This is a genomic window from Actinoplanes sp. ATCC 53533, assembly GCF_003947245.1.
Window position 1 is genome coordinate 14,419 of sequence record NZ_QHHV01000058.1, and the last position, 26,552, is coordinate 40,970.

At 71.1% G+C, this 26,552-nt stretch carries 23 protein-coding genes and 1 pseudogene; 18 read left to right on the forward strand and 6 right to left on the reverse strand.

Features of this window, described 5'->3' with window-relative positions; all coding sequences use genetic code 11:
• Positions 1 to 138: 138 nt before the first annotated feature.
• Positions 139 to 714, reverse strand: a complete 576-nt coding sequence (locus DMB66_RS19780; RefSeq protein ID WP_233624709.1) for a hemerythrin domain-containing protein — start codon at positions 712 to 714, stop codon at positions 139 to 141.
• A 127-nt stretch (positions 715 to 841) separates the two neighbouring features.
• On the opposite strand from DMB66_RS19780, the gene DMB66_RS19785 reads away from it, so the two are divergent.
• Entirely contained in the window at positions 842 to 2,152 is a 1,311-nt protein-coding gene (locus DMB66_RS19785; protein WP_125805582.1) for a M20/M25/M40 family metallo-hydrolase, read from the forward strand.
• A 19-nt stretch (positions 2,153 to 2,171) separates the two neighbouring features.
• On the forward strand, positions 2,172 to 2,840 hold the full coding sequence (locus DMB66_RS19790) for a hypothetical protein (protein WP_125805583.1): 669 nt from the start codon (positions 2,172 to 2,174) through the stop codon (positions 2,838 to 2,840).
• Between the two features lie 57 nt (positions 2,841 to 2,897).
• Here DMB66_RS19790 and DMB66_RS19795 read toward each other — a convergent pair whose 3' ends face one another.
• Entirely contained in the window at positions 2,898 to 3,089 is a 192-nt protein-coding gene (locus DMB66_RS19795) for a DUF5703 family protein (RefSeq protein WP_125805584.1), read from the reverse strand.
• A 5-nt stretch (positions 3,090 to 3,094) separates the two neighbouring features.
• Positions 3,095 to 4,111: an aldo/keto reductase gene (locus tag DMB66_RS19800; protein ID WP_125805585.1), complete on the reverse strand. Its 1,017-nt coding sequence runs from the start codon at positions 4,109 to 4,111 to the stop codon at positions 3,095 to 3,097.
• 167 nt (positions 4,112 to 4,278) lie between these two features.
• Between DMB66_RS19800 and DMB66_RS19805 the strand changes: the two genes are divergently transcribed.
• From DMB66_RS19805 to DMB66_RS19845, 9 genes and pseudogenes are all read left to right on the forward strand, one after another.
• On the forward strand, positions 4,279 to 5,331 hold the full coding sequence (locus tag DMB66_RS19805) for an LLM class F420-dependent oxidoreductase (protein ID WP_125805586.1): 1,053 nt from the start codon (positions 4,279 to 4,281) through the stop codon (positions 5,329 to 5,331).
• A gap of 2 nt (positions 5,332 to 5,333) precedes the next feature.
• Positions 5,334 to 6,023: a histidine phosphatase family protein gene (locus tag DMB66_RS19810; protein ID WP_125805587.1), complete on the forward strand. Its 690-nt coding sequence runs from the start codon at positions 5,334 to 5,336 to the stop codon at positions 6,021 to 6,023.
• A gap of 109 nt (positions 6,024 to 6,132) precedes the next feature.
• Entirely contained in the window at positions 6,133 to 6,741 is a 609-nt protein-coding gene (locus DMB66_RS19815) for a DUF3090 domain-containing protein (RefSeq protein WP_125805588.1), read from the forward strand.
• 62 nt (positions 6,742 to 6,803) lie between these two features.
• Positions 6,804 to 7,554: pseudogene (locus tag DMB66_RS19820) on the forward strand (SCO1664 family protein).
• 55 nt (positions 7,555 to 7,609) lie between these two features.
• A complete protein-coding gene (gene mshC, locus DMB66_RS19825; protein ID WP_125805589.1) occupies positions 7,610 to 8,848 on the forward strand; it encodes a cysteine--1-D-myo-inosityl 2-amino-2-deoxy-alpha-D-glucopyranoside ligase in 1,239 nt (412 codons plus the stop codon).
• A gap of 2,043 nt (positions 8,849 to 10,891) precedes the next feature.
• On the forward strand, positions 10,892 to 11,647 hold the full coding sequence (locus DMB66_RS19830) for an ABC transporter ATP-binding protein (protein WP_125805590.1): 756 nt from the start codon (positions 10,892 to 10,894) through the stop codon (positions 11,645 to 11,647).
• Between the two features lie 3 nt (positions 11,648 to 11,650).
• Positions 11,651 to 14,167, forward strand: coding sequence for an ABC transporter permease (locus DMB66_RS19835; RefSeq protein WP_125805591.1), 2,517 nt, complete (start codon positions 11,651 to 11,653; stop codon positions 14,165 to 14,167).
• 34 nt (positions 14,168 to 14,201) lie between these two features.
• Entirely contained in the window at positions 14,202 to 14,867 is a 666-nt protein-coding gene (locus DMB66_RS19840) for a response regulator transcription factor (RefSeq protein WP_199752510.1), read from the forward strand.
• A gap of 48 nt (positions 14,868 to 14,915) precedes the next feature.
• Positions 14,916 to 16,436 (forward strand): sensor histidine kinase, encoded by a 1,521-nt coding sequence (locus DMB66_RS19845; protein ID WP_125805593.1) that lies wholly within the window; start codon positions 14,916 to 14,918, stop codon positions 16,434 to 16,436.
• Here the strand turns inward: DMB66_RS19845 and DMB66_RS19850 are convergent.
• Positions 16,423 to 17,214: a GntR family transcriptional regulator gene (locus tag DMB66_RS19850; protein WP_125805594.1), complete on the reverse strand. Its 792-nt coding sequence runs from the start codon at positions 17,212 to 17,214 to the stop codon at positions 16,423 to 16,425. The two genes, DMB66_RS19845 and DMB66_RS19850, sit on opposite strands and share 14 nt — an antisense overlap.
• A gap of 114 nt (positions 17,215 to 17,328) precedes the next feature.
• On the opposite strand from DMB66_RS19850, the gene DMB66_RS19855 reads away from it, so the two are divergent.
• The 6 genes from DMB66_RS19855 (at position 17,329) to DMB66_RS19880 (ending at position 21,055) form a co-directional block, all read left to right on the forward strand.
• Positions 17,329 to 18,132: a bifunctional 2-polyprenyl-6-hydroxyphenol methylase/3-demethylubiquinol 3-O-methyltransferase UbiG gene (locus DMB66_RS19855; RefSeq protein WP_125805595.1), complete on the forward strand. Its 804-nt coding sequence runs from the start codon at positions 17,329 to 17,331 to the stop codon at positions 18,130 to 18,132.
• 32 nt (positions 18,133 to 18,164) lie between these two features.
• Complete coding sequence (locus DMB66_RS19860) at positions 18,165 to 18,512, forward strand: hypothetical protein (RefSeq protein WP_125805596.1); 348 nt, start codon at positions 18,165 to 18,167, stop codon at positions 18,510 to 18,512.
• Between the two features lie 406 nt (positions 18,513 to 18,918).
• Positions 18,919 to 19,326 (forward strand): DUF6232 family protein, encoded by a 408-nt coding sequence (locus DMB66_RS19865; protein WP_125805597.1) that lies wholly within the window; start codon positions 18,919 to 18,921, stop codon positions 19,324 to 19,326.
• A gap of 273 nt (positions 19,327 to 19,599) precedes the next feature.
• Positions 19,600 to 20,451, forward strand: a complete 852-nt coding sequence (locus DMB66_RS19870) for a helix-turn-helix transcriptional regulator (protein ID WP_158647289.1) — start codon at positions 19,600 to 19,602, stop codon at positions 20,449 to 20,451.
• A 120-nt stretch (positions 20,452 to 20,571) separates the two neighbouring features.
• The gene (locus DMB66_RS19875; RefSeq protein WP_125805599.1) at positions 20,572 to 20,757 is read left to right on the forward strand and encodes a DUF397 domain-containing protein; all 186 of its coding nucleotides are present in this window, start codon (positions 20,572 to 20,574) and stop codon (positions 20,755 to 20,757) included.
• 100 nt (positions 20,758 to 20,857) lie between these two features.
• On the forward strand, positions 20,858 to 21,055 hold the full coding sequence (locus DMB66_RS19880; RefSeq protein WP_125805600.1) for a DUF397 domain-containing protein: 198 nt from the start codon (positions 20,858 to 20,860) through the stop codon (positions 21,053 to 21,055).
• 48 nt (positions 21,056 to 21,103) lie between these two features.
• On the opposite strand, the gene DMB66_RS19885 is transcribed toward DMB66_RS19880, so the two are convergent.
• Positions 21,104 to 21,973 (reverse strand): PAC2 family protein, encoded by an 870-nt coding sequence (locus DMB66_RS19885; RefSeq protein WP_125805601.1) that lies wholly within the window; start codon positions 21,971 to 21,973, stop codon positions 21,104 to 21,106.
• Positions 21,974 to 22,137: 164 nt separating this feature from the next.
• Here DMB66_RS19885 and metH point away from each other — a divergent pair, with 164 nt between their 5' ends.
• Positions 22,138 to 25,665, forward strand: a complete 3,528-nt coding sequence (gene metH, locus DMB66_RS19890) for a methionine synthase (protein WP_125805602.1) — start codon at positions 22,138 to 22,140, stop codon at positions 25,663 to 25,665.
• Positions 25,666 to 25,951: 286 nt separating this feature from the next.
• Here metH and DMB66_RS19895 read toward each other — a convergent pair.
• On the reverse strand, positions 25,952 to 26,552 hold a 601-nt coding region (locus tag DMB66_RS19895), incomplete at its 5' end, for a DNA alkylation repair protein (RefSeq protein ID WP_148112753.1).

Genomic DNA, 26,552 nt, shown 5'->3' on the forward strand with positions numbered 1-26,552 from the left:
CGGCCAGTCAAAGATCCTCCACTTGTGACAAATAGGTTAACCAAAAGGACAGAACCCGCTAACCGGTACGGGGTTACCCACGCGTAGCGTGAGATAGATTTCACTATCTGTGAAATCGCCGTCCACTATGCGCTTTGCTTAAAGATCTTGGGGGTACGTGGTCCGCCGGCTCATCATGTCGCGCATCTTGTCCACCACTGCCACCGCCGGATCGACCACCTTGTTCCACGGCGGCGTCGACGGCGTACCGGGGTGCGGTCGCGTCGGCGCGGCCTCCTCGGCCAGTTCGACCCGGTTGCCCAGCCGGATCAGATCCTCCACCGGGGCCATCTGCAGCAGCATGGGCAGCAACTCGGCGGCCGCCGCGTCCGCGTGCCGGGTCAGCCGCCGGCAGACGTCGGCCGCGCGCGCCGGCCGGTCGCCGTCGCCCGCGGCCTCCAGCAGCCGCAGCGCCTCCAGCAGGGCCCGGTCCTCGACGATCTCCCGGTCCACCAGCGCGTAGCCGTCCGGCACGATCGAGCGCACGGCGGGGTAGAGGTACTGCTCCTCGGCGGACAGGTGGCGCGACAGCCCGGCGCTGAGCACCTGGGCGATCGACCGGCGGCGCGCGGCGTCGGTTCCCTCGCCGGTGAGCTCCGCGCAGAGCGCGAGCAGCTCGCGGTGTTCCCGGCCGATGAGGTCGACGACGTTGGGGCCGGTCGTCTCACCGCCCATGGGCGGCAGGGGAGGCAGCGGAACTGACACTGTGCTTCCTTTTCTCTGGCCCGGTGGGTCGGAGCCGTCTTACCCGCACCCGATCTCCCGCCAAACACCTCAGGCGGCGAGCTGGTAAGAAGAGCGGATGGAACCTGTCTCCGCCGTCGACGAGGTCGTCGGGATCTGCCGCGACCTGCTCCGGATCGATACCAGCAACACCGGCGATCCGCGCACCACCGTCGGCGAACGCGTCGCCGCCGAATACGTCGCGGAGCGGCTCAGCGACGTCGGCATCGCCGTCGAGCTGCTCGAGTCCGCACCCCGGCGGGCCAACCTCGTCGCCCGCATCCCCGGCGCCGACCGCAGCCGGGGCGCGCTGCTCGTGCACGGCCACCTCGACGTGGTGCCCGCCGACGCCAGCGAATGGTCGGTGCCACCCTTCTCCGGCGAGGAGAAGGACGGCTACCTGTGGGGCCGCGGCGCGATCGACATGAAGGACTTCGACGCGATGACGCTCGCCGTCGTCCGCGGCTGGCAGCGCACCGGCTACGTCCCGCCCCGCGACATCGTCCTGGCCTACACGGCCGACGAGGAGGCGGGCATGGAGTACGGCTCGCAGTGGCTGGTCCGCGAGCACGCCGAGCTGTTCGAAGGCTGCACCGAGGCGATCGGCGAGGTCGGCGGCTTCTCCTACACGGTCAACGACGACCTGCGGCTCTATCTCATCGAGACCGCGGAGAAGGGCATCGACTGGCTGCGCCTGCACGCCAGGGGACGCCCCGGGCACGGCTCGTTCGTGCACGACGACAACGCGGTCACCGCGCTCGCCGAGGCCGTCGCCGCGGTGGGCCGGCACAAGTTCCCGATGGTCGTCACCCCGACCGTGCGCTCGTTCCTGGAGCAGATCTCCGAGGCGCTCGGGGTCGACCTCGACCCGGACGAGCCGGAGCTGGCCATCGCCAAGCTCGGCCCGATCGCCAACCTGATCGGCGCCACCGTGCGCAACACGGCCAACCCCACCCGGCTCGAGGCCGGCTACAAGGACAACGTCATCCCCGGCCGGGCGTCGGCGACCATCGACTGCCGCACCCTGCCCGGCCAGGCCGAGCTGTTCCTGGAGCAGCTGCGCGCGGTGATCGGCCCGGACGTCGAGATCGAGCACGTCTCGCGGCAGGACGCCCTGGAGACCAGCTTCGACGGTGCGCTCGTCGAGGCGATGGGTGCCGCGCTGCGCGCCGAGGACCCGGGCGCCCGCACGGTGCCGTACATGCTCTCCGGCGGCACCGACGCCAAGGCGTTCAGCACGCTGGGCATCCGCTGCTTCGGCTTCGCGCCCCTCAAACTGCCCGCCGACCTCAACTTCTCCGCGCTCTTCCACGGCGTGGACGAACGCGTCCCGGTGGAAGGACTACAGTTCGGCGTGCGTGTGCTCGACCGACTGCTGCAGGCGAGCTGATGAGAGGACTTTTCACACCATGACCGACCAGTACGCGGAACTCGACGCCGCCCTCGAGCTCGTCGTCGAGGCCGCGAAAGCCCACCTGGCGGCGGTCAAGGCCGCCCAAGGCCGGGTGGACGACGACGATGTGTGGCAGGCGTACGTCAACCTCAACAACACGTCGTTCGCCTACGACGAGCGGCTGCTCGACGCGTTCGGCGAGGTCACGCCGTGGGACGTCGAGTCGATCGACCCCGACGAGGCCGACCAGCGCTTCGGTGGCGCCGGCGGCGGCATCGGCAGTGGCGACACCGACCCGCACCCGCGGGTGATCTCGGTGCGCCAGCGCCGCGACTACCGGGTGCCCAGCGTCTCGGCCCTGCTGCGGGTGGCGGACGCCGCCCGCCGCAACCTGGTGCCGGCCGACGAGGAGGCCGGCGACGTCGAGTCCGTCGGCGAGGCCGTGCTGGAGCTGCTCCAGGCCGGCGACGGCTCGCTCTCCTCGCTGGACGTGCCGGAGCTGGAGCCGCTCGACGGCCTGCTCACGGTGAGCGAGGTGAAGGCCCCGCTCGACCTGGAGGCCTTCGAGGACGAGGACGGCGCCGGACCGTTCGCCCCGGCCCCGGACGACCAACTGGTCGGCCGGCTGGACGAACACCCGTTCACCGAGGAAGAAGAAGACGAACACGCCGGCCACAACCACTGAGTTGTGACAGGCGAGAGCCGCCCGCCTCAACGAGGCGGGCGGCTGCTTTTCTCTTCGCTAGGTGGAGAGGCCCGGCACCAGGGTGCCCTGGACCTTGCGGCGGAGCATCACCTGCCTGGTTCCGTCCCGGAAGAGCTGGACGCGGGCCAGCTCCCATCCCGAGAATTCGGCCTGGATCGCCAGCTGCGCCGCAGCGGTCAAGCGATCGACGTTCGAAGGCAACCGGAGCGGCGCGTACTCGTAGTCCATGCGTCCTAATATGCCCCCGCGCCAGGCATGTCACCAGTCCCCGGGCCGGTCAGGCCCTCCCTTTCGGGGTAGCCGACCGGCACCGCCGACACGTCGTCGAGCGCGTCGGCGATCTCGCTGGGCAGCACCAGGTCGTCACTCTGCAGCGCGCCCTGCAGCTGGCCGGCCGTCCGCGCGCCCAGGATCGGCGCGACCACTCCCGGCCGGTCCCGGATCCAGGCCAGCGCCACCTCCAGCGGCGACACGCCCAGCCCGCCGGCCGCGATCACCACCGCCTCGACGATGCTCGAGCTGCGCGGCTCCAGGTAGGTCTGCACGAACGGCGCCAGGTGCTCGGTGGCGGCCCGCGAGTCCAATGGGCGGCCGTTGCGGTATTTGCCGGTCAGCACGCCCCGGCCCAGCGGCGACCAGGGCAGCACGCCGATGCCCAGCGCCGCCGCGGCCGGCAGCACCTCGCGCTCGATGCCGCGCTCCAGCAGCGAATACTCCACCTGGGTGGCCACGATCGGGGCGCGCGACGGGAAGGCCTGCTGCCAGGCGGCGGCCCGGGCGGTCTGCCAGCCGGCGAAGTTGGACACCCCGATGTAGCGGACCCGGCCGCTGTTGACCGCGTGGTCCAGCGCCGACAGGGTCTCCTCCAGCGGCGTCTGCGGGTCGTAGCCGTGCACCTGCCACAGGTCCACGTAGTCGGTGCCGAGCCGGCGCAGCGACGCGTCCAGGGTGCGCAGCAGGTGGCCTCGGGAGCTGTCGCGGCGGCGGTAGCCGTACTCGCCGAGGCCGGCCTTGGTGGCGATCAGCACCTCGTCGCGGGGCACCAGGTGGTCGATCAGGGAGCCGATGACCGTCTCGGCGTCGCCGTCGCCGTACACGTCGGCGGTGTCGATCAGCGTGCCGCCGGCCTCCAGGTAGAGCTTGAGCTGGGCGGCCGCGTCGTCGGGATCGGTGTCCCGGCCCCATGTCATGGTGCCGAGGGCGAGCCGGGAGACCGCCAGCCCGCTTCGGCCGAGCGGTCGTTGTTGCATGGGTGAACCTTATTCAGACGCGCCCGGCCGCGAAACGCTCCCGGCAGCTCAATAGGGCCGCGATCCGTCGGGTAGGCGACCCAACACCGTGAAGATCACTGAGCGTGTTCGCCTAGGCTGCGTATCGCGGGGGCATCGGTGCTCCCGCGGCAGAAACGGGAGGACCCGTGCGGCTCGGACTCAGCCTCGGATATCAGACCTCGTGGAGCACGCCCGCCGACCATCTCGCCATGGCCCAGGAGGCCGACCGGCTCGGTTACTCGGTGGTGTGGGCGGCGGAGGCGTACGGCTCGGACTCGCCGAGCATGCTCGCCTGGATCGCCGGCCAGACGCGGTCGATCGACGTCGGCGCGGCCGTCATGCAGATCCCGGCCCGCAGCCCCGCGATGACCGCGATGACCGCGGCGACCATCGACGCCCTCTCCGGTGGCCGGTTCCGGCTCGGTCTCGGCGTCTCCGGCCCGCAGGTCTCCGAGGGCTGGCACGGCGTGCGCTTCGGCAAGCCGCTGGGCCGCACCCGCGAGTACGTCGACATCGTCCGGCTGGCGGTCGCCCGCAAGCCGGTGGCCTACGACGGCGAGCACTACACGCTGCCGCTGCCCGACGGCCCCGGCAAGGCGCTGCGGCTCGGCTTCCACCCGCCGCGCGACCGCATCCCGATCTATCTGGCGGCGGTCGGCCCGAAGAACCTGGAGCTGGCCGGCGAGATCGCCGACGGCTGGCTGGCGATCTTCTACGCGCCCGACGCCGCGGGGGAGTATCTGCAGCACATCGAGCGGGGCCGGGTCAGGTCCGGCGCCGGGCTGACCGGCTTCGACGTGGCGCCCACCGTGCCGGTGGTGGTCGGCGACGACATCGCGGCGGGCGCCGACCAGATCCGGCCGTACACGGCGCTGTACGTCGGCGGCATGGGCAGCCGCGAGCAGAATTTCTACAACCAGCTCGCCGTCCGGATGGGCTACGCGGACGCCGCGAAGGAGATCCAGGACCTCTACCTGGACCGCAAGCCGCGCGAGGCGGCGGCCGCGATCCCGCAGGACTTCATCACCCGGACGGCGATGATCGGCCCGAAGGCGCGGATCACCGAACGCATCCGCGAATACGCGGCCGCGGGCGTCGGCACCCTCTCGGTCAGCCCGTACGTGGGCGACCTGGAGAGCGGCATCGCCACCCTGCGCACCGTCGCGGAGGCGTACGAGGCCTCGGGCGTGGCCGAGTAGCCGTGGCCACCGTTCTGCTGCTCCGCCACGGGCGGACCACCGCCAACGCCACCGGGGGTCTCGCCGGCCGGCTGCCGGTCGAGCTGGACGACACCGGCCGGGGCCAGGCCCAGCGGGTCGGTGAGCGGCTGCGCAAGTTGCCGCTCGCCGCCGTGGTGACCAGCCCGCTGATCCGCTGCCGGCAGACCCTGGAGCTGGCCCTGCCGGAGATCGTGCCGGAGGTCGACGAGGGACTGATCGAGTGCGGCTACGGCGACTGGGAGGGCCGCCCGCTCTCCGAACTCGCCGCCGAGCCGCTCTGGCCGGTCGTCCAGCAGCACCCCAGCGCGGTTGTCTTTCCCAACGGCGAGGCGATGGCGGCCATGTCGGCGCGGGCCGTGGCCACGATCCGCCGCTGGGACGCCCTGGTGACCGCCACGCACGGCCCGGAGGCGCTCTGGCTGGCGTGCAGCCACGGCGATGTGATCAAGGCCATCGTGGCCGACGCGATGGGCCTGCACCTCGACGAGTTCCAGCGCCTGGTGGCGGATCCGGCGTCGGTCAGCGTCATCCGCTACACCCCGACCCGCCCGTTCCTGGTACGGCTCAACGACACCGCCGACCTGTCGGCGCTGGTGCCCCCGAAGCCCGCCGAGGGCGCGCTGCCGGAGTCCGACGCGGCCGTGGGCGGTGGCTCAGGCGGCGGCGCGTGAGCACGTTCGGTAGCCGGCGTGTTACCACAGTGTGTGTATGCGTTGCGCCCTCGGCGAACCGTGCCGGTGGGCAGAGCGCTCGCGCGCGCGGGCGGATAGGGTCGAACCCATGACCCACCAGGTGCATGCTTTCGAGCCGCCCGAGCGGTTCGTCGCCGGGACGGTGGGCGAGCCGGGTGACCGGACATTCTTCCTTCAGGCCCGCGGTGGCGGCCGGGTGGTCAGCGTGGCGCTGGAAAAGGTCCAGGTGTCGCTGCTCGCCGAAAAGCTGGAGGAGTTGCTCACCGAGGCCGGCCGCCGGTTCGGCGTCGACCTGCCCGAGGTCCCCGTGCTCGCGATCAACGACAACGAGCCGCTCGACACCCCCGTCGACGAGGAGTTCCGCGTCGGCACGCTCGGCCTCGCCTTCGACGTCGACACCACCACGGTCGTCATCGAGGCGATCGAGGCCGGCGAGGCCGACGCCGAGGTCGAGCTCGGCGAGGACGACGACCCCATCGCCGACGACGATGACGACGACCCGATCGACGACGATGACGACGAGCCCGACGACGACCTCGACCGGCTCCGGGTCCGGCTGACCCCCGAGGCGACCCGCGCGTTCATCGACCGGGCCCGCCGGGTGGTCGCGGCCGGCCGCCCGCCGTGCCCGCTCTGCGGCCAGCCGCTCGACCCGGCCGGCCACCTCTGCCCCCGGCACAACGGCTACCACCGGTGACGACGGAGCCGGCCAGCGTGCTCGAGGAGTCCGACGCCCTCGAGCTGCTCAGCCGTGGCGAGATGGAGCTCGAGGGCCGGCTTGTCGACGCCTCCAACACCACCCTGCGCGCCGAGATCACCCTCGACGGGCTGACCCGGCGCTGCGTCTACAAGCCGGTGCGCGGCGAGCGGCCGCTCTGGGACTTCCCGGACGGCACGCTCGCCGGGCGCGAGGTGTCCGCGTTCCTGGTCTCCCAGGCGACCGGCTGGGGGGCTGGTGCCGCCGACGATCCTGCGCGACGGCCCGCTCGGCCCGGGCGCCTGCCAGCTCTGGATCGACGAGCCGGCGGAGGCCGAGTCCCTGATCGGCTTCGTGCCGGCCTACGACGTGCCGCCGGGCTGGTTCGCGGTCGCCGCGGCCCGTGACGACGACGGCGACGCGTACGCGCTGGCCCACGCCGACGACCCGCGGCTGTCCCGCCTGGCGCTGCTGGACGCGGTCATCAACAACGCCGACCGCAAGGGCGGCCACGTGCTGTATGCCCCCGACGGCCGCATCCACGGCGTCGATCACGGCGTCTGCTTCCACGTGGAGAACAAACTTCGCACGGTGCTCTGGGGCTGGACGGGCAAGGCGATCCCGGCCGAGTCCGTCGAGGTGCTGTCCGCGCTGAGCGCGCAGCTCGACGGCGCGCTGGGCGCGGCTCTGGAGGAGCACCTCACGCTGACCGAGGTGCAGCACGCCCGGCTGCGCGTGCGCCGGCTGCTGCGCGCGGCCCGCTTCCCGAAGCCGCCCCAGGACTGGCCGGCCGTGCCCTGGCCGCCGGTCTGAGGCTTTACTCACGCCCGGCGGTTTTCTGTCGGTGGTGCTGGATAGGCTCCTGACCATGGACGCATGGACGGGGCACGAGGTGCCGACGCTGCCGGGGGCCGCGACGCCGCCCGCGCTTTACGATTCGGCCCGCCGGTCGGTGCAGCCCACGACCCCGGGTGACATCGCGACGATGTACGTCTGCGGCATCACCCCCTACGACGCGACCCATCTCGGCCACGCCGCCACGATGATCACGTTCGACCTGGTCCAGCGCGCCTGGCGCGACGCCGGCCTGGCCGTGCGCTACGTGCAGAACGTCACCGACATCGACGACCCGCTGCTGGAGCGCGCGGCCCGCGACGGCGAGGACTGGGTGGTCCTGGCGATGCGCGAGACGGCCCTGTTCCGCGAGGACATGGAGGCGCTGCGGATGATCCCGCCGGCGCACTACGTCGGCGCGGTCGAGTCCATCCCGGCGATCGCGGCGCACGTGCGCGAGCTGATCGAGGCCGGCGCGGCCTACCGGCTCGACGACGGCACCGGCGACGTCTACTTCGCGATCGAGGCGGCCCCGCGGTTCGGCTACGAGTCCCACCTCTCGCGCGAGGAGATGCTGGCGCTGTCCGCCGAGCGCGGCGGCGACCCGGAGCGCCCGGGCAAGCGCGACCCGCTCGACCCGCTGCTGTGGCGCGGCGCCCGCGACGGCGAGCCCGCCTGGGACGGCGGCGACCTCGGCCCCGGCCGCCCCGGCTGGCACATCGAGTGCGCCACCATCGCCCTGGGCCTGCTCGGCGAGACGATCGACGTGCAGGGCGGCGGCAACGACCTGCTCTACCCGCACCACGAGTGCTCGGCGGCGCACGCCGAGCGGCTCACCGGCACGGCCCCGTTCGCCCGGCACTACGTGCACGCGGGCATGATCGGCCTGAACGGCGAGAAGATGTCGAAGTCCAAGGGCAACCTGGTCTTCGTCTCCCGCCTGCGCGCCGACGGCGTGGACCCGATGGCCGTCCGCGTCGGCCTGCTCGCCGAGCACTATCGCACCGACCGCCAGTGGACAGACGACGTGCTCAAGGCCGGCCAGCAGCGCCTGGCCCGCTGGCGCGAGGCCGCGGCGGCCCCGGCCGGCCCGTCGGGCGAGGGCCTGCTGGCCGCGGTGCGCGAGGCCCTGCGCCACGACCTCGACACCCCGGCGGCCCTGGCCCTGGTCGACGCCTGGTCCGAGGCGGCTGTGTCCGGCGTGGGCGACGATGCCCAGGCGCCGGCTCTGATGGCCTTGACGGTCGACGCCCTCCTGGGCATCCGCCTGTAGTTCGGGGTTGGGCTTTCTTGCGGTTGGTGGGTTGGGCTTGCTCGCGGTTGGTGGGTTGGGCTTGCTCGCGGTTGGTGGGTTGGACTTTCTTGCGGTGGACGGCCGGGCCCGGGGGTGACCACGCACTGCTGGTGGATCGTTTCTATGCAGTGCGTGGTCACCCCCGGCCCCGTCCTTGCATGCTCGCCGGATGCGGCTGGGTGATGGGTCCCGCGCGCCCTGGTTGCCAGCGCGGGCTGGGCGCTCACCGTGCGGATCTGGTCTGGCTGCCGCGCCGGGGTGACGCCAGGGGATTCTTGTCTGGCAGGCCGGGCTGGGTGGTGGGTCGTGCGGACGCACCTCGCCGGTCACGGTGGCGGTCGGTTACCCAAGCGCTGGGCGCGTAACGAACTGCCCCCGGAGACCACCAACATGGGCCTGACCGCGATTGCCGAGCCCTGCGGCGAGGGCATCCGGCTGTGGCGTGGGCATCCGCCTGGGTGGATCGCGGACTCGCGGTGGGCGGGCCACGCCAGTCCTCGCCGGCCGTCCAGAACGCGATGCCTGGTGTCGTGCGGCAGACGCAGCATCAGCAAAAGCCCCCGCCGGGCCGAGGCATCGTCGAAGGACCATGGCACTCGAAGGTCGCTCGACTATTGCCAATTCGGTGGGTTGCCCGAGGTCGATGCGTTCGCGGAGAACCGGCTGGTGACTGCCGTCGAGATCTTCGCAGCCAGCGGCCCGCCTGGAGCCGCGTCCCTGAGTGTCCGGTGTGCTGTCGGCAGGACGATCCCGGTGACAGCGCCCATGAAGCGGTCGTCGGAACCCGTTCCCTCTGCGAGGCGGGTGGTCCATCCGCCCGGAGTGTGGCGGCCGTATTCGCTGACCACCATGCGACACCGCGTCCAGCGCGTGGACCCTGTTCCCGGATGCCGGGTTACCTACCACTCGGTGAACATGCCGTGCCACATTTTGGCAGCTAACCTCTCAAGCCGCCTGTTTGTCGCCGTCCGGCGCGACCTTGATGAGCTGGGGCGAGCACACCGAAGATCTCCAAGATCTGTGAGCGCTGCCCCGCGCAGTACCGCTTCCCGACTCGGCACGTCCAGAGTGGCGTTGATCAGATCGATCACCGATCCACGCCATCCACCGCACGGTCGTCGTGCTCAACGGCCGACCACCCCTGCGAGGCGGGCCGCCGCGCCGGGTGCGAGGACTCCGCACGTCCCGCAGGGCGCCGACGACCCGCGAGAGCCGCCCGCGTGGTCCGATGCGTGATCCTCCAGCCAGTGGATCTTGCACCGGAGAGGGAGCCCGAGTTTCGCCATCTTGTGCGGGCACAGCCGCAAGTCAGGGCCGATGCGAAAGTAGATCTTGCGTATTGCCTGGTCAGCGGCGAGCCGTAAGATTCTCGGAGCCGTGGCCAGCAGGCAGGATGAAGTGGGCGGATGGCGGGTGCCCAGCGGGGCAAGCGATCCAGAAATGGCGAAAGTCGAGAGGGCGAATGGCGCGCTCCGCACCCTCGGCGTCCACGATCGCGCCGCGCCGCAACCGACCGCCTCAGTGACCGGCGAGGTGCGTCGCACGACCCACCACCCACCCCGGCCTGCCCGACACCATCCCCTGGCGTCACCCCGGCGCGGCAGCCAGACCAGATCCGCACGGTGACCGCCCAGCCCGCGCTGGCAACCAGGGCGCGCGGGACCCATCACCCAGCCGCATCCGGCGAGCATGCAAGGACGGGGCCGGGGGTGACCACGCACTGCATAGAAACGACCCACCAGCAGTGCGTGGTCACCCCCGGGCCCGGCCGTCCACCGCAAGCAAGTCCAACCCACCAACCGCGAGCAAGCCCAACCCACTAACCGCAAGCAAGTCGAACCCACCAACCGCAAGCAAGTCCAACCCACCAACCGCAAGCAAGCCCAACCCACCAACCGCAAGAAAGCCCAACCCACCAAACGCAAGAAAGCCCAACCCGAAGGTCAGACCTGACGAAAGTCAGTAGCGCAGGATGACGATCGAAGGCAGCAGCACAGCGCCGTCATCCCTACCTTCAGCGGCATGGAAGAAGCCGCGAACCACAACGCCGCCCGAGCCACAGACCTGACGAAGATCTACGGCCAGGGCGAGACCCGGGTGGTGGCGCTGGACAAGGTCTCCGTGGCGTTCGGCCGCGGGGAGTTCACCGCCATCATGGGCCCCTCCGGCTCCGGCAAGTCCACCTTGATGCACTGCATGGCCGGCCTGGACACCATCACGTCCGGCTCCTCCCGCATCGGCGCGACGGAGCTGACCGGGATGAAGGACGACCAGCTCACCCGGCTGCGCCGCGACAAGGTCGGCTTTGTCTTCCAGGCTTTCCACCTGCTGCCGACGCTGACCGCGGCCGAGAACATCACGCTGCCGCTGGACATCGCCGGCCGCCGGCCGGACCGGGAGTGGCTGGACCAGGTGATCGCCGCCGTCGGGCTGGCCGACCGGCTCGCCCACCGGCCCGGCCAGCTGTCGGGTGGCCAGCAACAGCGCGTCGCCGTAGCCCGCGCGCTGGCCTCCCGGCCGGAGATCATCTTCGCGGACGAGCCGACCGGCAACCTTGACTCCCGCTCCGGCGCCGAGGTGCTGGGGCTGCTGCGCGACTCGGTGCGTGAGTTCGGTCAGAGCGTCGTGATGGTCACCCATGACCCGGTGGCCGCCTCCTCCGCCGGTCGCGTGGTGTTCCTCGCCGACGGGCGCGTCGTCGACGAGCTGCGCGCGCCGACCGCCGACCAGATCCTCGACCGGGTGAAGGCCTTCGACGCCGCGGGGCGGGTGAGCTGACCCATGGTCCGCGCCGCCCTGCGTAATGTGCTCGCGCACCGGGCCCGGCTGCTGCTGACGGCGCTCGCCGTCCTGCTCGGCGTGGCCTTCGTCGCCGGCACCCTGGTCTTCACCAGCACGGTGTCCGCCGCTTACACCGCTAGCGCCGAGGACAGCTTCACCGGCGTCGACGTCCGGCTGCGCGCCGCCCGGAGCGCGGTCGGCCACGACACCGGTCGGTTGCTCGACCGGGACCTGCTGATCCGCGCACGTGCCCTGCCCGGCGCCGCCGCGGTCGTCGGCTCGGTGTCCGGCTTCGCCGCGCTGGCCGGCCCGAACGGGCAGCTGGTCGGCGAGGGCTGGGCCACGACCGGCGCCAACTACGACGGCGCCGACGGCGAGGACGCCCGCTACCCGATGATTCAGGGCCGGGCGCCCGAGACCGGGGGCGAGATCGCCATCGACGCCCGGACCGCCGAGCGCACCGGATACGCCGTCGGCGACACCGTCCGGCTGTCGGTGAGCGGCCCCGTCCGGACGGAGCGGGTCACCGGCATCTTCGCCACCGACGACGGCAACGTCGCCGCGGGCGGCACCCTCACCCTCTTCGACACCGCCACCGGCCAGCGGCTCTTCGCCGAACCCGGCCGCTACAACCAGATCGACCTGACGGTCGCGCCGGGCACCAGCCCCGACCAGCTGAGGCAGCGGGCGCAGGGCCTCCTGGCGTACGGGATCCAGGCCGTCACCGCCGCGGAGCTCGCCGCCGAGCAGGCGCGGATGAACGCCGACAGCTTCCACGCGCTGTCCCAGGTGCTGCTCGCCTGCGCCGGTGTCGCTCTGTTCGTCGGCGCCTTCCTGATCCTCAACAGCTTCACCATGCTGGTCACCCAGCGCACCGGGGAGCTCGCGCTGCTGCGCGCGGTCGGCGCCACCCGCCGCCAGGTGACCCGCTCGGTGCTGGCCGAGGCCGCGGTGGTCGGTCTGGTCGCCTCCGCGGCCGGGCTCGCGGTCGGCATCGGCATCGGGACCGGGGTACGCGCCGTGCTGTCCGCCACCGACGGCACGCTGCCCGACGGCCCCCTGGTCGTCGACGCCACCACGGTCGTCGTCTCGCTGGCCCTCGGCGTCGGCGTCACCCTGTTCGCCGCCTGGCTGCCGGCCCGCCGCGCCGGGCGGGTCTCGCCGATCGCCGCGATGAGCAGCGGGCACGCACCGGTCAGCGCACGGTCGCTGCTGGCGCGGAACATCACCGGTGCCGTGCTGGCCGCCGCCGGTGCCGTGCTGGTGACAGCCGCCACCACCATGGCCGAGGGCGGGCTCTGGCTGGGCGTGGGTGCGGCGCTCCTGCTGACCGGCGTGTTCGTGCTGACCCCGCTGCTGTCCCGGCCGATCATCGCCGCCGCGGCGCCGGCACTGCGCCGGTTCGGGGTCATCGGCACACTGGCCCGGCAGAACGCCGAGCGCGACCCGCGCCGCACCGCGGCCACCGCGTCCGCGCTGACCGTCGGCCTCACCCTGATCGCCGGCCTGACCGTGATCGGCGCCGGCGCGGACCGGGCCGTCCACGAGCTGGCCGCCGCGGACTTCGTTCGCGGCGACTACATCGTCAGCATGGTCGATTCCGGACCGCTGGCGCCGGACGCGGCGACGAAACTGGGCGAGCTGGACGAGGTCACCGCGGTGTCACCCAGGCGCGAGATCCCCGCCCGGGTGGACGGCGTCGAGCAGACGGTGGTCGGCTTCCGCACCGCCGACATCGGCGAGCTGCTCAACCTGGGCATGACCGAGGGCTCGTTCGCCGCCGGGCACACGGCCATCGTCGACGTGGAGACCGCCCGGGCGAAGGGCTGGCGGCTGGGCGACACCATCGACGTCACCTGGCCCGACGGCGTCCCCGACGAGCTGACGATCACCGGCCGCTACGACAGCGACTTCGACGGCGGAGTGAAGACCGACATCTCCGTGATGGACCCGCACCTGGACCGTGTCACCGACACCGAGATCCTGGTCAAGACCAGGGGCGGCGCCGGCGAGGCGGCCGAGCGGACCCTGCGGGCGGCGCTGGGCGACAGCCCGGCGATCCGGATCAAGGACAAGCAGGACCTGGCCGGCGAGATCACCGGCACGGTCGGCGTCATCCTGACCATCCTGTCCGGGATGCTCGGGCTGGCCGTTGTCGTCGCGGTCCTCGGAGTGGTCAACACCCTGGCGATGTCGGTGCACGAACGCGCCCGGGAGATCGGCCTGCTCCGCGCGATCGGCCTGGACCGTACCGGCGTCAAGCGGATGGTCCGCCTGGAGTCGATGGTCATCTCGCTCTTCGGCGGGGTGCTCGGCGTCGGGCTCGGCGTCTTCCTGGGCTGGGCGGTCGGCAAGCTGGTCGCCGCCCTGGGCGTCGACACCTGGGTCCTCGTGCTGCCGTGGGGCCGGCTGGCGCTCTGCCTGGCCGCGGCCGCGCTGGTGGGCGCCCTCGCCGCGCTCTGGCCCGCCCGCCGCGCGGCCGACCTGGACCTGCTCGCCGCGATCAATGCCGAGTGAGGCCCGCGGGCGGACCCGTACTACCGTCAAAACGGTGATCCGCGTCCTGCTCGCCGACGACGAGGCCGTCGTGCGGGCCGGTGTTCGCGCCATTCTGGCCACCGCCCCGGACATCGAGGTGGTGGCCGAGGCCGCCGACGGCCGGGCGGCGGTCGATCTGGCCCGCGCGCACCGGCCGGACGTGGCGCTGCTGGACATCCGGATGCCGGTGCTGGACGGCCTCGGCGCGGCGGCGGAGTTGCGCCGGGCGGCGCCGGACGTGGCCGTGGTCATCCTGACGACGTTCTCCGAGGACGATTACATCACCGCCGCGCTGGACGGCGGCGCGAGTGGCTTCCTGCTCAAGTCCGGCGATCCGTACGAGCTGATGGCGGCGGTGCGGGCGGCGCACGGCGGCGCCGCGTACCTGTCGCCGCGGATCGCGCACCGGGTGATCCAGCAGGTGAGCGGCGGCCGGCTGAGCCGGCGGACCGCGGCGCGCGAGCGGATCGCGGTGCTCAGCCCCCGCGAGCGGGAGGTGCTGGCACTGGTCGGCGCCGGCTTGTCCAACGCCGAGATCGGCGAGCGGCTGTTCCTGGTGGAGGGCACGGTCAAGGCGTACGTGAGCGCGGTGCTGAACCGCCTGGAGGTGCGGAACCGCGTCCAGGCGGCGGTGCTGGCGTACGAGGCCGGCCTGATCCCGCCGGGCACCGATTACTGACTTTCGCCAGATGTGCGGCCCGGGCACCGGCGCGTAGCGTGCTGCGCCATGCGCCTGCTGAGCATCCGGCGGGGCGTCGACCTCCTGGTGTGGCTCGCGGTCGGCGCGCCGGTCTTCTTCACCTACGACCTGGCCGTGCCGTTCGCCGGGCGGGTGGTCGTGGTCCTGCTCCTGGGAGTGGCGGTCGCCGTGGGGCGGCGGCACCCGGTCGTGGCGGCCGCCGTGCCGGTCGGACTGAGCCTGGCCGCGTCGCCGGAGCTGTATACCGACATGTTCATGATCGCCATGATCGTGCTGAGCTTCCTGCTCGGCCGGCGGACCGCGGAGCTGCGTACCGGCCTGCTGTTCTTCGGCGGGGTGTGTCTCGCCGGGCTGGTGCTGGTGGCGGTCCGGCCCGGCGCGTCGCTGTCGACCTGGCTGACCCTGCTCGGTGCCGCCCTGCTGAACCTGATGATCCCCTGGCTGGCTGGCCGGTACGCCCGCCAGCACGACGAACTGGTCCGGGCCGGCTGGGAGCTCGCCGAACGGCTGGAGCGGGAACAGGAGCTGATCGGCGAACGGATGCGGTTGCGGGAGCGGTCCCGGATCGCCGCCGACATGCACGATTCGCTGGGTCACGAGCTGAGCCTGCTCGCGCTGCGCGCCGCCGCGCTGCAGGTGGACCCGGGGCTGAACGCCTCCGCCCGGACCGCCGCGGGTGAACTGCGGGAGTCCGCGGCCCGGACCACCGAGCGCCTCCGAGAGGTCATCACGGTGCTGCGGGAGGACACTGACCCGGCGCCGGTGCTGCCGCTCGGCGACACTGTGGCCGCCCTGGTCGAACGGGCCGCCGATTCGTCGATGGCGGTGACCTTGGACGGCACGCTGCCCGCGCTGCCGCCGATGGCGGACCGCGCGGCGTACCGGGTGGTGCAGGAGGCCCTGACCAACGCGGCCAAACACGCGCCGGGCGCCGCCGTCACCGTGCGGCTCGGCGTCGACGCCCCGGCCCGGGAAGCGATCATTACGGTGACCAGCGCGGCGCCGCCGGCGGGTCCGCTGCCCGGGGCGGGGCCCGGCGGCTACGGGCTGGTCACCCTGGATGAGCGCGTCCGGCTGGCCGGCGGGCGGCTGCGAGCGCGCCCGGCGGGCGGCGGTTTCGAGGTGACCGCCCGGCTGCCGCTCGACGCCGGGGCCGCGGCCGCCCGGCCGGGCGCGCGGCGGAAGCTCGACCTGGCGCGCCGGCGGGCGCGGCGCAGCATCCTGGGCGCGATCTGGGTGCCGTCGGTGGTCCTGGTCGCCGTGCTGGCGCTGAGCTTCGGGTACGACGTCTACACCGCGCCGCGGTCGGTGCTCGGCCCGCAGGTGTACGCCCAGCTGCGCATCGGAGAGAGCGAGCCGTCCGTGGCACCCCGGCTGCCGGCGTATCAGGCGGACAACGCCGAACGGCCGGAGGGCGCGCCGAGAGATCCACCGGGCACGGACGAGTGCCGCTTCTACCGGACCGTCGCGCGCTCGCTGTCGCCGGCGTACCGATTGTGCTTCACCGCCGGTCTGCTGTCGCACAAGGACGTCGTCATGCGAGGGTGAGGCCCGGATCCGGGTCGGGCTCGGGGGCCGGCGCTGGGATGCGGTATTCCTCGGTGAGCGTCGTCATCGGGCCCGGCCAGGTCGCCTGGGCCACCTCGATCGGCTTGCGGGTCTCGTCGAACGCCACGTGCAGCAGGTGCAGCACCGGGGTGTCCGGGCGGATCTGCAGGATCTCCGCCTCCTCCCGGCTGGGCTGCCGGGCGCTGATGGTGTCGGTCGCCGACGCGTAGCGCCGCCCGATCGCCTCCTCGGCCTCCTGGTAGAGCGGCCGGCCGAACGACTCGGCCCGCTCCAGCGACGTCCCGGTCGCGTCGGTCACCCGGAACCACGACGCGCCCACCTCGACCGTGGCGTCGTCGGCGCGCACCAGGTGCCGCCGTACCAGCATCTCGGTGCCGTCGCGGACGCCGAACGCGTCCGCCACCTCGGGCGGCGCGGCCTCGCGGCCGACACCGGCGAGCTGCTGGCGGTACCGGGCGGCCAGGTCCGCGTGGTAGCCGCGGTGGGCGCCGTACCGGCCGCGGGAGAGCCGGTTGAGCCGGCGGCGGGTGCCGCGGACGTACGTGCCGGAGCCCGGCTTGGTGATCAGGATGCCCTCGACCCGGAGCTGGTCGACGGTGCGCTGCACGGTCTGCTTGGCCACGCCGAACATCTCGGCCATCGCGGGGATCGAGGGGAGCCGCTCGCCGGGATTCCAGTCGCCGCGGCGGATGCGTTCGCGCAGCTGGGCGGCGATCTGCCGGTGCGGGAACTCGGCGGCGCCGGGATTGATCGTCATGGCACATCTCCAGACCCTAGGTTCCTAGGATGCGTTACCCGGCGTGCCCCGGGCGACAGCGACACGCGGAAAACCCGGTCGACCGCGCGGGCCTGGGCATCGAGCATGGTGGACATGCTGAGCCCCGAGATCCTCGAATATTACGAACGCGGCGGTGAGCGCCTGCGCCTCGCCGCCGGCACCGGCCGCCTGGAGTTCCTGCGCACCTGGGACGTGCTGACCCGGGTGCTGCCGCCCGCGCCGGCCCGGATCGTCGACGTCGGCGGGGCCACCGGGGTCTACGCCCGTCCGCTGGCCGAGGCCGGCTACGCCGTACAGGTGATCGATCCGGTCCCGGACCACGTGGCCGCCGCCGGCGCGCTGCCCGGGGTGACCGCCGTGCCGGGTGACGCGCGGCAGCTGCCCTGCCCGGATGCGAGCGCCGACGCCGTGCTGCTGTTCGGCCCGCTCTATCACCTGCCGGACCGCGCGGACCGGGTCATGGCGTGGCGCGAGGCCGCGCGGGCCGTCCGGCCGGGCGGGGTGGTTGTCGGCGCGGTGATCAGCCGCTTCGCTTCGCTGCTCGACGGCGTCGTGAAGGGCTACTTCGCCGACCCGGAGTTCGTGTCGATCGTGGACCGGGCGCTGGGCGACGGCGTGCATCTCAACGCCGGTGCGGAGTCGAGGTGGTTCACCAGCGCCTACTTCCACCGCCCCGAGGAGCCGGCCGCCGAGGCGGCCGAGGCCGGTCTGGATGCCCCGCGCACGGTCGCGGTGGAGGGGCCGGTGTGGACGACCGGTACGCGGCTGACGGACTTCCTCGCCGACGAGCGGTTGACCGGCATCATGCTCGACAAGCTGCGCCGCGTCGAGGACGAGCCGAGCCTGCTGGGCGCGAGCAGCCACCTGCTGACGATCGCCCGCCGCCCGTCCCCCTAGGCTGTCCCCACCTGGATGAGAGGAGCCCTGGCGTGGAGGCACTGCGGTTGATCCTGCGGTACGCGCATCTGATCGGTTTCGCGTTGCTGCTCGGCGGCGCGATCGCGCAGTTCGTCTCGGGCAAGCTGCGGATCAACCCGGCGATGCTGTGGGGCTCGATCATCCAGGTGCTCACCGGCCTGGCGCTGGCGGCGCCGTTGCGCGGCGGCGGTGACGACGAGCCCAGCCCGGTGAAACTGGCCGTGAAGCTGGTGATCGCGATCCTGATCTTCATCATGGTCTTCGTGCCGCGCAAGCGCGCCGAGGTCAACCGGGGCCACTTCATCGGCATCATCGCCATGACGCTGATCAACGCCGCGGTCGCCACGTTCTGGCGCTGATCAGCCCTCCAGCATCGGCGCGAGCCCGTCCAGCAGGCGCCGCAGGCCGAAGTCCAGCAGCCGGTCCATCATGAGAAGCAGCAGCTCCTCCTTGCCGGCCACGTGCGGGTAGAGCGACATCGGGTGGATCGGAGGTGGCCGGATGCGACGCTGGTCCCGTATGTGGTGATCGTGTCGGTCGCGGTGTAGCTCTATCTGCTATGCAGCAGATAGAAGTCTGGCGATCAAGCCTGTATCGGTCACATACTTGCTGTGCGTCACCTCAAGGAGGCGTTGCGCAACCAGGAAGGCGGCGGCATCGGCAGGATGCCACTGGTCTCCATCCCCGCGCGAGGGGGAGGGGAACCCCCGAAACGCCTACCCCGACGCACCTGTCTCCTCCCGTAAGCCTCGTGAAGGAGGAGCGATGAGGGTGTATTACCGGGGGCCGCGGGCGCTGATCACCGCGGATGCGATCACCGTCGCCCAATCGGCGTCGCGAAGCTATGCCCTGTCGGAACTCGCCGACGTCTACATTATCCGGCAGCAGGCCGCCCGAGGCCCGGGCGGCGCGCGCTCGATGGGCGTGTCGGCGCTGGTCGGCAGCCTTGTGATCGTGCCGGTCGCCGGGCGGGCGTCCGTCGCGCTGGCCGCTGTCATCTTTGTCGGGCTGCTGGTGTGCGCCTTCGTGTGCCTGCGGGTGGGCCCGCCTGCTCATCATGAGCTGGTGGCTACGTACCGAGGCCGGCGGGTGCTCGTGTTCGCGTCGGACGACCAGCGGGAATTCAACCAGGTGTGCCGAGGCCTCCAGCGTGCCCGGGAGCAACAACGCTGACCGCGACCCGGCTATCTGCCATATGGCTGTTAGATGCCTCGCACTTGTCACGCAAAAGCATGAACGAATCATGCGAAACCCTCGCGTGGCTGCCTCGTTTTTGGCAGTGTGAACCCCGTGGAGGAGCGTGCTTCCCCTCGTCGAAGCTGCTATGTTGCACTTAGCAACGTAGCTAACAGGCGTATCCCCTGCAGAGGGCGGGCCTGGGTATCAGCGAGGCGGGGTCGTATGGGAGCCGCGCGGGATGAGCCACCTGCTGTCGCTCGGCGGCGGGTGCGTCGCGAGCTGCGCAAGGCTCGCCTCGCCCTCGGCCTCGTCCAGAGCGACGTGGCTGACCGGCTCAGGTGGTCCTTGTCGAAGGTGCAGCGTATCGAGAACGGCGACGTCGGGATCTCGATCACCGATCTGCAGGCGCTCCTCGGCGTCTATGGCGTCCACGACGAAGCGACCGTCCGGCAACTGACGAAGGACGCGGCGATCTCGCGCCGGCAGCGCTGGTCGGTGCCGGCGGAATATCGCGAACACCTGACGCCCGGCCTGCGCCAGCTGATGCAGTTCGAGGCGGAGGCGACGGCCATCAGGGCCTATCAGCCGTTCTTCATCCCCGGTGTGGTCCAGACCCCGGCGATGGCGGAGCACCTGCTCGGCTGGTTCGACAAAACGCTGACCGACGAAGACCGAAAGGTTCGGTTCGATGTCCGGATGATGCGCTCCAAGCGCATCATCGACCATGAGGATGCGCCGACCTACCTCCTCATGCTGGATGAGGGTGTCCTTGGCCGGGAGGTCGGCGGCCGCGCCATCATGGTGGATCAACTCGAGGCCGTCGCGAAGATTGCCCAGCGTCCCAACGTCCACATCAGAATCGTCAAATTGTCCGACGGTGCGTGGGTCGGCATGCTCGGCGCTTTCACGGTTCTCGACCTCAGTGAAGATCCCGAGGACGCGGTGCTCTATCGGGAGGACTATGCCACCGATGCGATCGAGCACGATACGAAGCGGGTGACCTTTTATCGTGCCAGATTCGAGGACATGTGGCAGCGGTGCTACGGCGAGGCTGACTCGTTGCGGTTGATCAGCGCGCAGGTCGGGGTCCTTCGTGCGTCGATGATCCGAGGTGCGTGACGACGTGCCGCAGGCCGGACCTTCCGGGCGTATGGGCCTCCAGGCCCTCATGATCACGCGAGGTGTCGCGTGCTTCGGCCTTACCGGGACGAAGACCTTCACGGGAAAGTTTGAAGATCCGTGGTCGAATGGTTGAAAAGTTCGTATTGCGCTGATAGTGCATGCGTAGAGGTTGCAAGGATCGCGCCCGACGCGGTCGGGCTGCGGGATTCCAAGAATCCCGATCTGCCGTTTCTGCGGTTCAGCAACGCTGAGTGGTCGACGTTCACCGAAGCAATCAAGGCCGGTGAGTTTCAAGGTCGGTAGAACATGATCGTGCCCCGGTTTCCGGCCGGGGCGCGATCATTTATTTTCGGTTTGTGTGGCAGAGCAAGTACTCTGTGTAGCTCCGGCCATGGAGGCGAAAATGCAGATCGATCCTGACATGCCGCTTCACTGGATAAAACGATGTGCCGACACCGCCTGTATTGAGGTCGCGCAGCATGACACGGGCATTCACATGCGAGACAGCAAGGACCCGGACGGGCCGGTGCTGACGTTCACCGGTGAGCAGTGGGTCTCGTTCACGGCGGCGGTCGCCGCCGGCGAGTTCGATCGCGATTGACCTCCGCCACGACCCCGCGCGAGGCGGGGCCGTGCCGGCGAGTCGCGCCTACCAGGAGCCGGCGGTCGGGCCCGCCGAGCCGCCCCGGCGGCGCAGGTACTTCTCGAACTCGTTGGCGATCTCGTCGCCGGTCAGCGGCTTGATCCCCTCGTCGCCGACCCGTTCCTCCAGCTCGCGCACGTAGTCGCCGAGCTCGGTGTCCTGCTCGGCGGCGGCGCGGACGCGCTTTTCCCACTCGTCGGCCTCCTCGGCGAGGTCGGCCAGTGGCACGGGCAGGTCCAGCACGTCCTCGAGGCGGCTCAGCAGGGCGAGCGTCGCCTTCGGGCACGGCGGGTTGTTCGCGTAGTGCGGGACGTGCACCCAGAACGACAGGGCGTCCACGTCGGCGCGGTCCGCGGCCTCCTGCAGCACGCCGACGATGCCGGTCGGGCCGTCGTAGCGGGTCGGGACGACCTTGTACTTCTCCGCGACCTCCTTCTCCGACGCGGACCCGCTGATCGGCAGCGGCCGGGTGTACGGCACGTCCGCGAGCAGCGCGCCCAGCAGCACCACGCGGTTGACCTCGAGGCTGTGGCAGACCTCGAGGATCTGCTCGCAGAAGGTGCGCCAGCGCATGCTCGGCTCGATGCCGCGGATCAGCACCACGTCGCGGTCGGTGCCGGGCGGGCTGGCCACGCTGAACCGGGTGGTCGGCCACTCGATCTTGCGGGTCTCGCCCTCGGTCATGGTGATCGTCGGCCTGCTGACCTGGAAGTCGTAGAACTCCTCGGGATCGATGGTGGTGATCTCGCGGGCCTGCCACACCTGCTCGAGGTGCTCCACCGCGGCCGTCGACGCGTCGGCCGCGTCGTTCCACCCTTCGAACGCGGCGATCGCCACGGGGGAGCGCAGCAGGGGTAGACCGTCGAACTCTGTCACGGTGCCAACCTTTCGTACCTCACGTACGCAAAGCCTACGTGTACGCGCGAGATCCCACCCGATGGCCGCGCCGACCCCCGGCTTTGCGTGGAGAGCCCGGTCACAGTGTGTCCACCTGTCGGACGGTGTCGTTCGATCTGCGGGGGATGTGCGATTAGCCTTGCATGGTGCCGAATTCCTTCCTTGCCGCGCTGACCGATCGGATCCTCGTCGCCGACGGAGCGATGGGCACGATGCTGCAGGCCGCCGACCTCGACGTGGGCATCGACTTCCAGGATCTCGAGGGCTGCAACGAGATCCTCAACGTGACCAGGCCCGACGTGGTCCGCGGCGTGCACGAGGCATACCTGGCCGCCGGTGCCGACTGCGTCGAGACCAACACCTTCGGTGCGAATCTCGGCAACCTCGGCGATTACGACATCCAGCATCGGATCCGCGAGCTGTCGGTGGCCGGGGCGGCGGTCGCCCGCGAGGCGGCCGACGCGTTCTCGACCCCCGAGCAGCCCCGGTACGTCCTGGGCTCGATCGGTCCCGGCACCAAGCTGCCCACCCTCGGGCACACCCACTACACCACGCTGCGTGACGCCTACCACGACAACGCGGCCGGCCTGGTGCTCGGCGGCGCCGACGCGCTGATCATCGAGACCTGTCAGGACCTGCTGCAGACCAAGGCCGCGGTGGTCGGCGCGCACCGGGCGATGGCCGAGGTCGGCCGGGAGGTGCCGATCATCTGCCACGTGACCGTGGAGACCACCGGCACGATGCTGCTGGGCAGCGAGATCGGCGCGGCGCTGACCGCGCTGGAGCCGCTCGGCATCGACCTCATCGGACTGAACTGCGCCACCGGCCCGGCCGAGATGACCGAGCACCTGCGGTATCTGTCGCAGTCGGCGACCGTACCGGTGTCGGTCATGCCGAATGCCGGCCTGCCGGTGCTCGCCGCAGGCGGGGCCTACTACCCGCTCACGCCGGAGGAGCTCGCCGAGGCCTTGGAGCGCTTCGTCCTGCAGTACGGCGTCTCCCTGGTCGGTGGCTGCTGCGGCACCACGCCCGCGCACATCGAGGCCGTCGTCGACCGGGTCCGCGGCCTCAAGGCGGCCCCCCGCTCCGTCTCGCATGCCCCCGCGGCGGCGTCGATCTACCACGAGGTGCCGTTCCGGCAGGACGCCGGCGTGCTGATGGTCGGCGAGCGCACCAACGCCAACGGCTCGAAGGCGTTCCGCGAGCCGATGCTGGCCGGCGACTGGCAGGCCTGCGTGGAGATCGCCCGCAGCCAGGCCCGCGACGGCTCGCACCTGCTCGACCTCTGCGTCGACTACGTGGGCCGCGACGGCACCGCGGACATGCGCGAGCTGGCCGGCCGCTTCGCTACCGCGTCGACCCTGCCGATCATGCTCGACTCCACCGAGCCGCAGGTCGTCGAGGCGGGCCTGGAGATGCTCGGCGGCCGCTGCGTGGTCAACTCGGTCAACTACGAGGACGGCGACGGCCCCGGCTCCCGCTACGCCCGGATGATGCCGATCGTCAAGGAGCACGGCGCGGCGGTGGTCGCGCTGACCATCGACGAGGAGGGCCAGGCCCGCGACGCCGGCTGGAAGGTGCGGGTCGCCGCCCGGCTCATCGACGACCTGACCGGCACCTGGGGCATGAACCGGTCCGACATCCTGGTCGACTGCCTGACCTTCCCGATCGCCACCGGCCAGGAGGAGACCCGCCGCGACGGCCTGGAGACGATCGAGGCGATCCGGCGGATCAGCGAGCTGTACCCGGGCGTCAACTTCACCCTCGGCGTCTCCAACATCTCGTTCGGCCTGAACCCGGCGGCCCGCCAGGTGCTCAACTCGGTCTTCCTGCACGAGTGCGTCCAGGCGGGGATGACCAGCGCGATCGTGCACGCCAGCAAGATCCTGCCGATGTCCAAGATCCCGGAGGAGCAGCGCCAGGTCGCGCTGGACATGGTGTACGACCGCCGCGCGGAGGGCTACGACCCGCTGCAGAAGTTCCTGCAGCTCTTCGAGGGCGTCGACGTGAAGTCGGCCCGCGAGTCCCGCGCGCAGGAGCTGGCGTCGCTGCCGCTGGAGGAGCGCCTCAAGCGCCGCATCATCGACGGCGAGCGCAAGGGCCTCGAAGAAGACCTGCTGGCGGCGCTGCGGACCAAGCCGGCGCTGGCGATCGTCAACGACGTGCTGCTCGACGGCATGAAGACGGTCGGCGAGCTGTTCGGCTCCGGCCAGATGCAGCTGCCGTTCGTGCTGCAGTCCGCCGAGGTGATGAAGGCGGCGGTGGCGCTCCTCGAGCCGCACATGGAGAAGAACACCGACGACGAGGGCAAGGGCCGCATCGTGCTCGCCACGGTCAAAGGCGACGTGCACGACATCGGCAAGAACCTGGTCGACATCATCCTGAGCAACAACGGCTACGAGGTCGTCAACATCGGCATCAAGCAGCCGATCAACGCGATCATCGAGGCGGCCGAGCAGCACCAGGCGGACGCGATCGGCATGTCCGGCCTGCTGGTGAAGAGCACGGTCGTGATGAAGGAGAACCTGCAGGAGATGGCGACGCGCGGCGTCGCGGCGCGATATCCGGTGATGCTCGGCGGCGCGGCGCTGACCCGCGCGTACGTCGAGGACGACCTCCGCTCGCAGTACGAGGGCGAGGTGCACTACGCCCGGGACGCGTTCGAGGGCCTGTCGCTGATGGACAAGGTGATGACGGCCAAGCGCGGCGGCGCCCCGGTGATCGACCCCGCCCGGGAGGCGGCGCTCGCCGCCCGCCGAGCACGCCGCGAGAAGCAGCGCGCCATGGTCTCGGACAACCTGCCGCCGCTGGACGACACCTCGGTCCGCTCGGACGTGGCCACCGACGTCGACGTCCCGACACCCCCGTTCTTCGGCACCCGGGTCATCAAGGGCATCCCGCTCAACGACTACGCGTCGATGCTCGACGAACGCGCGACCTTCCTGGGCCAGTGGGGGCTCAAGGCGGCCCGCGGCGGCACCGGCCCGTCGTACGAGGAACTGGTGGAGACGGAGGGCCGGCCCCGCCTGCGCTACTGGCTGGACCGCCTGGCCGCGGACCACGTCCTGGAGGCGGCGGTCGTCTACGGCTACTTCCCGGCATACTCCGAAGGCAACACCCTGGTGGTGCTGGACGAGAACGGCGCCGCGGAACGGGCCCGCTTCACGTTCCCCCGCCAGCGCCAGGAACGCCGCCTGTGCCTGGCGGACTTCTTCAAGCCCCGAGGCGCCGCGGGCGAGCTCGACGTGGTGGGCCTGCAACTGGTGACGGTGGGCCAGCCGGTCAGCGAATACACGGCGAAGATGTTCGCCCGCAACGAATACCGCGACTACCTCGAAGTGCACGGCCTGTCGGTCCAGCTGACCGAGGCCCTGGCGGAATACTGGCACCGCCGGGTGCGCTCCGAGCTGATCCTGCCCGGCGGCGCGGCGGTGGGCGCGACCGACCCGGCCGACCTGGCCGGCATCCTGAAGAACGACTACCGAGGCTGCCGGTACGCCTTCGGCTACCCGGCCTGCCCCGACCTGGAAGACCGCGCGAAGGTGGTCGACCTGCTGGACGCGGGCCGCATCGGAGTGGCGCTGTCCGAGGAATTCCAGCTGTATCCGGAACAATCAACCGACGCGATCATCACCCACCACCCGGACGCCAACTACTTCAACGCCAAGTAGCCGGCTCACCCCCATCCGAGCGAGACCGTCGGAAGCTGCCACTGTCCGCCCGCAGCCTGCAGTCCCGAGCGTTGCAGGACCTGGACAGCACCGTACGGGACGGGGTTGCGATCCCAACCTCGGATCAGCACTAACTGATCAACAGTCGACAACGCGTTCCACCAGTCCTGCAGCGACTTCGGCATACGTCCAGTGTGGCAGCCAGCGCGGCGACCCGACCAGTACGCGAGCCGTCGTCGTCCGTCTGTGTCCGCGACCTCGGACGGCTGTCCGGCGCCGCCTCGGCCTAGTCGTCATCGTCCGGGCCTTTTGCTGTCACGTCGCGGAGCCTCAGGTAATGCTGGCGGAGCGGCGGGTCCAGGTGCTCGATCGCATAGCGGAGGGTGACCCGGGGGGCGGTCGCCGCGTGTCGGTCGAGGAAATCGATGAGCTGCGCCTGGTCGGACTTGCCGGCTTCCCGCAGGAGCCCGCCGACCGCCTTGTTGACGTAGTCCTCGTGGTCGTTGATGAGGATCTCGGCGATGGCGAACGTATCGTCCACCTCGCCCCGGCGAACGAAGTGCAGTGTCGCGAAGATGGCCAGCCGTCGCTCCCACCAGTCGCCCGCGCGGGCCAGGTCGTAGAGCACTGTCCGCGGCTTGTCGAAGAGGTACCCGCCGACAACGTGGTGGCCGCTGAGGTCCACCAGGTCCCACGTGTTGATGCGGTCGGTGCGTCGCAGGTAGAGCTCGTACAGCTCGGTCCGCAGGGCCTCGGTGGTCGCCTTGCGGGTGAATTGCTTGCCCATGATGCTCAGCGCACCCACCCGCTGGTGGTGCTCCGGGCTCTGCAGCAGCTGGTCGATATCGTCGAGCGGCAGGTCGACGAACTCGCGGGCGAGAGCGAAG